3 protein-coding genes are annotated in these 7,587 nt (G+C 43.6%); all 3 read left to right on the top strand.

Going from position 1 to position 7,587, the window contains the following annotated elements:
• Positions 1 to 285: 285 nt before the first annotated feature.
• Entirely contained in the window at positions 286 to 2,574 is a 2,289-nt protein-coding gene (locus A4E24_RS00170) for a PGF-pre-PGF domain-containing protein (RefSeq protein WP_292350639.1), read from the top strand.
• Between the two features lie 146 nt (positions 2,575 to 2,720).
• A complete protein-coding gene (locus tag A4E24_RS00175; protein WP_292350641.1) occupies positions 2,721 to 5,198 on the top strand; it encodes a PGF-pre-PGF domain-containing protein in 2,478 nt (825 codons plus the stop codon).
• Positions 5,199 to 5,587: 389 nt separating this feature from the next.
• A partial coding sequence (locus A4E24_RS00180) for a PGF-pre-PGF domain-containing protein (RefSeq protein WP_292350642.1) occupies positions 5,588 to 7,587 on the top strand: 2,000 nt, incomplete at its 3' end.

The raw sequence follows: 7,587 nt of genomic DNA on the forward strand, positions 1-7,587 counted from the left end.
AGCAGTGATGCAGATATGGAACCTGTCCAGATGGAAAATGCAGGTCTGAAAGAGGGCCAACCGGAACGATCCAACATCTGGACGATCTTCATGGCCATACTCGTTATATCATTGGTTGCAGTTGGATATATGTATCTCAGGAAACGGTAAAATTGATCTGCTGACCCCTGTACACAAATACAGGGGTATAAAGCAAGATCCTGGATCTTCACTACGATATTATAAGAGTTTCAAAAAATCTTACTGCGATAAACGTCCTCCATTGTTGAGGAGCTGGTGACAAAAGTGCAAATCAAAGTTAGTAGATCGGTCTATTCAGGGCTAGTATTGTTCTTTTTAATGCTAGCCACAGGAATCTGTTCGGCGGATAATGTCAATGTAGATATTGTTGGTCAGTTCAGCGGAGAAGTATTCGATGTTGCCGTAGCCGGAGATCATGCCTATCTCGTCCAGGGTCAGGACCTTGTAATACTTGATATAAGCGATGTCGCAGCTCTTTCAGAGGTGGGCAGGGTAAGTTCTGTATCTGAAATATATGGTATTGCGGTTTCAGGGGATCATGCATGCATAGCCAATGGGGAAAATGGGATTGCTGTGGTGGATGTTAGTGTTCCCTCCTCTCCAACGATCATGGGCAGTTATGATACTGATGGTTTTGCACGTGATGTTGCTATATCGGGTAATTATGCTTATGTAGCTGATGGCATAGGTCTTGCTATTGTCGATATCAGTGTTCCTTCATCCCCAACCCTTGCAGGAACCTATGACACCATTGGATTTGCAACTGGAATCACTGTATCAGGCAATCATGCCTATGTAGCTGATGATGGCAAAGCTATTTTTGATGGCAGTAATGGAATTGCAATAGTGGATATCTCTACTCCCTCATCACCAAGACAGGTGGGAAGTTATGGTTCCATCTATGCATATGGTTCTGCTGTATCAGGCAATTATGCCTATGTGGCTGACTACAGCGGTCTTGTAATTCTGGACGTAAGTGATCCTTCCGTGCCAGTTCTGGCAGGCAGTTATTTCAGCAATGGTGATTCAAACGGTGTTGCAGTTTCAGGCAACTATGCCTATGTAGCTGATGGTAGTGGTGTTTTTGTTGTAGACGTAAGTGACCCCTCGTCTCCTGTCTATATGGGGGAATATGATGGTTCTAATGCCTATAATGTTGCGATGGATGATAATTATGCCTTTGTAGCCGATTCCATTAAGGGCCTTGTGGTATTCACAATTAGTGACTTCTCAGGCAATTATACTGAAAACCCAACCCCCGAGGAAACAGATCAACCACCGGTAATTTCAGGAACAGGCGATAAGTCGGTAATTGAAGGTCAATTGCTGACGTTCACTGTTTCAGCAACAGATCCTGATGGTGATATTATACATTACTCTGCTTCAAACATGCCAGAAGGGGCTACCTTTGATACGGACACTGGTGTTTTCAGCTGGACCCCGGATACCGAAGGCAATTACATTGTCACATTTACTGCAGAATCAAACGGCCTTATTGATTCGGAAACAATTGCTATTTTTGTCACAGCTTCAGGTGCTACCTCTCCCGGATCACAGATCTCTGACCTTTCAGGAAAGGACATCAGTTCAACTTCCATCACATTGACCTGGACCAATTCTCAGGATGTAGGTTATGTTGAGCTGTATCGCAATGAATTTCTAATCAGTAACGTCACCGGGTCCGTATCAACGTATGAGGACAATGGGCTGGCCAGCGAAACCATTTATACCTATTCTCTGTTGCCCTATTACAATAACGGCACTAAAGGAAATGTGGCAAGCATCACTTTGAGCACCTCATCTTCCAGCAGCGGTAGCAGCACTGGCGGAGGAGGGAGCAGTGGAGGCAGCAGTACAAAGAGTAGCAGTGGCGGTGGAGGCGGCGGTGCAGGCAGCGTTGAGGATTTTGCAAATGTAGCGGTGAAAGACGTGGACAATGAGTTCCTCAGGATGAATGCCAATGTTACCTATGAGTTCACAAGAGCAGGTAATGATATCCAGTCCGTTAAATTCCATTCCCTTAAGAACTCAGGTGAGATCACTTCCACTATAGAGGTCCTGAACAACAGATCAAAGCTTGTCACCAGTGATCCAGAAGGACTTGTGTACAAATATATCAACATATGGGTGGGAAAATCCGGCTTCGCAACGGAAGCTAACATAAAAGATGCGGTTGTACAATTCAAGGTAAATGATTCATGGATCGAGGAAACGGATGTAAGCCCTGAAAGTATAAGGTTGCAGAGATATAATGGAACTGCATGGGAAGTGTTACCTACCGAATTGGTAGTCAATACAGCAAACTATGTGATATTCAAGGCTTCAACTCCTGGATTCTCTCCGTTTGCCATCACTGCGGATGCAACCTTTGTAAATGATACAGATACCAAGTTGCAGGCTACAGGGTCGGATCAACTGGTCAATCCTGACCAGACAGAAATTGTGGACCATGGGCAAACACAGCCAGAAAGGTCCAATTTCCTGATCCCGATCATAGCTGTAATATTAATTGTGCTCCTAGCAGCTGGGTATATGTATATGAAGAAAAAATGAGATGATAGTTATTCCCCTGTACACTAAGTACAGGGGAATTTAGTGTTAAGATGGCATATTTCTGTAAATAACAATTTCAAACTGAACTTTTCCTTTACTTTTTTATTAGATCAAAGTCCACTCTTGCTGAGGAGCTGGTGAGAAAAATGAAGATCAAATCAATTTGGCTTAGTAGTGTTGTGATGATGTTGTTGTTTGTGACGGTTACTGCATCTGTCGGACTGGCAGACACCCCTGATATGGTGCTTGTAGGTCAGTTCAGTGGAGATGCATCTGATGTTGGGGTAGCGGGTGATCATGCATATCTCGGCCAGGGACAGGACTTTGTCATATTAGATGTCAGTGATGTTGCCGATCCTTCTGAGGTGGGTCGGATAACTGCTTTATCAGAAGTATATGATATCGCAATATCAGGTGATCATGCCTATATAGCCAATGGTGACAATGGACTCGTTATTGTCGATGTCAGTACTCCCTCTTCCCCAAGCCTTGCAGGTACATATGATACTGAAGGTTTTGCACTTGATATTGCTATTTCAGGTAATTATGCTTATGTAGCTGATGGCAGCGGTCTTGTTATTGTCGATGTCAGTACACCTTCTTCCCCGATCCTTGCAGGAACCTATGATACCACCGGTTATGCGAACGGGGTTGCAGTATCAGGTAATTATGCCTATGTAGCTGGTGACAGCAAAGGCATTTTCGATGGCAGTAATGGGATTGCAGTAGTGGATGTCTCTGATCCCTCATCACCACGACAGGTGGGAAGTTATGGTTCCATTTATGCATATGATGTAGCTATATCGAATAACCATGTTTATGTGGCTGATCACACTGGTCTTGTGATACTGGATGTCAGTGATCCTCTATCTCCACGTTCAGAGGGTAGTTATTCCGCTGGTGGCGACACAAATGATGTTGCTGTATCGGGCAATAATGCATATGTAGCTGATCACACTGGTATTTTTGTTCTAGATGTTTCTATGCCTTCTTCTCCGGATCTTTTAAGTAGCTATAGTACTGACGGCAATGTCAATGGTATTGAAGCTTCGGGCAACTATATTTATGTAGCCGATTCCAGTAGAGGCCTTGTTGTTCTTCAACAGGGTGCATCTGGAGGTTCTATCGTCACTGAAGATAATTCCACGTCAGATACCGCAATTGGTTCTAATTTGCCCGGAGAACCTCAACTTTCGCTCATAGGTGATAGGTCAGTTCAAGAGAATGAAATGCTAACATTTACAATTTCAGCAACAACGGTTGATGGTGGCTCCATTGTTTACACTGCTGCAGGTCTGCCCGCAGAAGCTACTCTTGACCCGACCACTGGTATTTTCAGCTGGGCTCCTGGCATGGGCACTGCCGGAACATATACAGTTACATTTACAGCAGAATCGAATGGCCTTACCGATTCGGAAACTATTATTTTAAATGTGATTGCTTCCGCCCAGGATCAGACCTCATCGATGGCTGTTACAGATCTTCAGGAAACTGGTTTAAGTTCAAGCTGGATAAGGTGGGAATGGACAAATCCGGATAATCCTGATTTCAGCCATGTGATGTTATACATTGATGACGTGCCTGTAGCTAACACATCAGAAAGTTATTATACAGCTACTGGCCTTGCCCCAGGCATCTCTCATTCACTAACTATCTGCTCTGTTGATAGCTCCGGGAATATTGTTACTGAGGGAGTTCACGATCTAGCCACGACTTTGGCACTTCAGGATATTTCCAGTATCTCTGGAATCAATATTACTCCAATTTCAATTACACTGGCATGGGAAGCTTCTGATGACACCACAGGGGTCCAGATACTCCGCAATGGCATACCCCTTGGGAATGTCAGCGGATCAACATCTTATCCGGATACCGGTCTGAATGGCGATACAATTTACAATTATACCATAATCCCATACAAAGATAATGGAATGGAGGGTAAAAAGGTAATGATCAGCCTCAGGACTCCTCCTTATGGTACGGATAATACAAAGAGCATCTTTTATAGTTCAGAAGACGCTGCCAATTTGATCTTCACAGAAGCTCTGACCGTTCCCCTTATAATGAATACTAATGTGACCTATGAATTCACAGGGGAAGGTAATGATATCCTGTCAGTTGATTTCTATTCCCTTCAAGATTCAGGTGATGTAACCTGTACAATAGAAGTACTTAATGGCAGATCTAAACTTGTAAGCAACGATCCAGTTGGGTTTGTTTACAAATATATGAACATTTGGGTAGGCAGTTCCGGTTTTGCTACTGGGTCCGATCTCAAGGACGCGCGGATTAAGTTCAAAGTCAATGATTCATGGCTCCAGGATATTGGCTTAACTGCTGCAGATGTGAGATTACAAAGGTATGATGGAACCGTCTGGGAAGTATTGCCAACTACTGTTGTAAATAATGACAATGTGGGTCACACTGTATTCGAGTCTCAGACCCCGGGATTCTCTCCATTTGCCATCACTGCGAAAAAAGAACTTGCTTCTTCGATAAATGCTGACAGGGATAAGGCCCAGGGACTAGCACAAAGATCCAATATGTTTCTGATCGCTATGTTGATATTCCTGGCAGGAGCATTTGCAGCCGCGTATTTCTATCTAAGGAAAGGGGATAGTTGATCAGTAGAATTCCCTGTGCAAGTTACAGGGAACATCTCCCATTACTTTCCTTTAACTTACAAAAGGTTCAATTTATCGGGCCATTGTTAAAGTCTTTCAGACAATCTTTTTACCCTTTGTATTTATTTTATTGATTGTCTTTTCAAGCAGACTATGCATAAGTTCATATTTATTCAAAAATTCAACTAAAAAAACGTACTATTAACAAAAATATACTATAAATGGATATGTTTTTTTAAGCATATTTAAATACTCCCTCTTTAAAATCCTACTATAGGACACAACAATAAGGCAAGTAGCAGTCCTCTATAGCTGTGAAGTAGGTGGTGCTTCTGCGAACCAATTTTGAAAAAATGATGTACTTTGGGGTCGGGTTGGCTTACACTGGAATGGTACTGTTCTTAGTGTCAATGACCGTGGGAACAAGCTTAGCAGACAATGCAACTGTGGATGATAAGAATGAATTACTATCAGCTATTGCTGCTGCCAATGTAAAATTAGGAGATGCTGTTGCAGGGGACGGTCCAGGTAACTATCCTCAGTCAGCAATAGATACGTTCGAGGCAGCCATTGCTATTGCACAGGACGTTCTTTATGATCCGGGCGCGACCACTGAACAGGTGGATAAGGCCGTTTCAGACCTTGAAGATGCTGAGGCTGTATTTGATGCAGCTCAAATTTCAAGTGTAAATAAAGTATCATTGATGTCAGCTATCAGTTCAGCTTCTGCTAAAGTGGAAGGTGCAGTAGCCGGACGTGAACCTGGTCAATATCCCCAGGCAGCAATAAATGCTTTTAACAGAGCTATTTCCAGTGCACAGAGGGTTGCTAACGACAGTGATGCAACCCAGGCAGAAGTGGATAAGGCTTTATCTGATCTCCGGGCCGCTGAAACTGTATTTGACGCGGCTAAAATAGTAAATGTGAATAAGGATGCATTGACCCTTGCGATCAGTGTGGCATCTTCAAAAGTAGAAAGTGCGATGGCTGGATCAGGTGTCGGTCAATATCCACAGTCTGCAATAGATGCATTTAGGGAGGCTATTGGTAAAGCACAGGCTGTAGTTAGGGATGCCAGTGCAACTCAGGCAGAAGTGGACCAGGCTGTTAAAGACCTCAGGACCGCTGAAGCAACATTCGATATGTCCAGAATCAAACAAGGAGATTCAACACCACCCGCATCTATATCATCTCTGGAAAACAGTGCAGCAGGACCAGCCTGGATAAGATGGACATGGACAAATCCATCGGATGCTGATTTTAGTCATGTGATGGTGTACATTGACGGTTCGTTTGTCACAACCACTTCTGACAACTACTTTGAGTTGACCGGGCTTACCGAGGGAACCACATATACTATAGGTATCAAAACCGTAGACACTTCAGGTAACATTGATCCTGAACTTGTCAGCGCTTCAGCAACTACCACCACCACACCGATCAAACTTCCTGAGATCACTGGGATCTCTGGAGGGGACATTACAACCAATTCAATTACATTGATGTGGGAATCATCGAGTGATATATCCAGTGTCAAAGTGATCAGGGATGATATATTGATCGGAACTGTGAGCGGTTCCACATCATATACAGATGGCGCCCTGGAAGAAGATACTACTTATACTTATACCTTGGTTCCATACACTAATGATGGGCTTGAGGGTAAAGCAGTAAGCATTAGCCTGAAAACTAAATCCTCCAGTAAAAGTGGCGGTGGAAGCAGCAGTGGTTCCAGCAGTAAAAAGAGCAGTAGTGGTGGAGGAGGTGCAGGTAGTGTTGAGGACTTTACGAACGTAGCAGTTAAAGACGCTGACAATGCCTATCTAAGGATGGGTTCCAATATCACCTATGAGTTCTCAAGGAAGGACAATGATATCCAGTCCGTTAGTTTTTACTCTCTCAAGAACTCAGGAAAAATAACCTCCACTATAGAGGTGCTGAACGGCAGATCAAAATTGGTTCATAGCGATCCGGAAGGTTTTGTCTATAGGTATCTAAACATCTGGGTAGGCAAGGCTGGTTTTGCCACATCCGATAATATCAGGGATGCCCGGATCATGTTCAAAGTGAACAATTCATGGATAGAAGAGATGGGTGTAATCCCTGCAGATGTTAAACTGCAAAGATATAATGGAACTGCGTGGGAAGTGCTGCCTACAACTCTCAAGGACAGCACAATGGACTATATGGTATTCGAAGCGCAAACATCCGGCTTCTCTCCATTTGCTATTACAGCCGGGAATACATTTGCATCTACGGTTGATGGTAATGCTAACAAATATCTCTCACAGATTGAAGATATCGCACTGGAAGGAATACAACCTGCAAGATCCAATATATGGACCTACATTATGGGCATTATCCTACTCGGCCTGCTTGCAGTTGGACG

Origin of the sequence: Methanomethylovorans sp. PtaU1.Bin093, from assembly GCF_002067275.1 — an archaeon.
Classification (GTDB): Archaea; Halobacteriota; Methanosarcinia; order Methanosarcinales; family Methanosarcinaceae; genus Methanomethylovorans.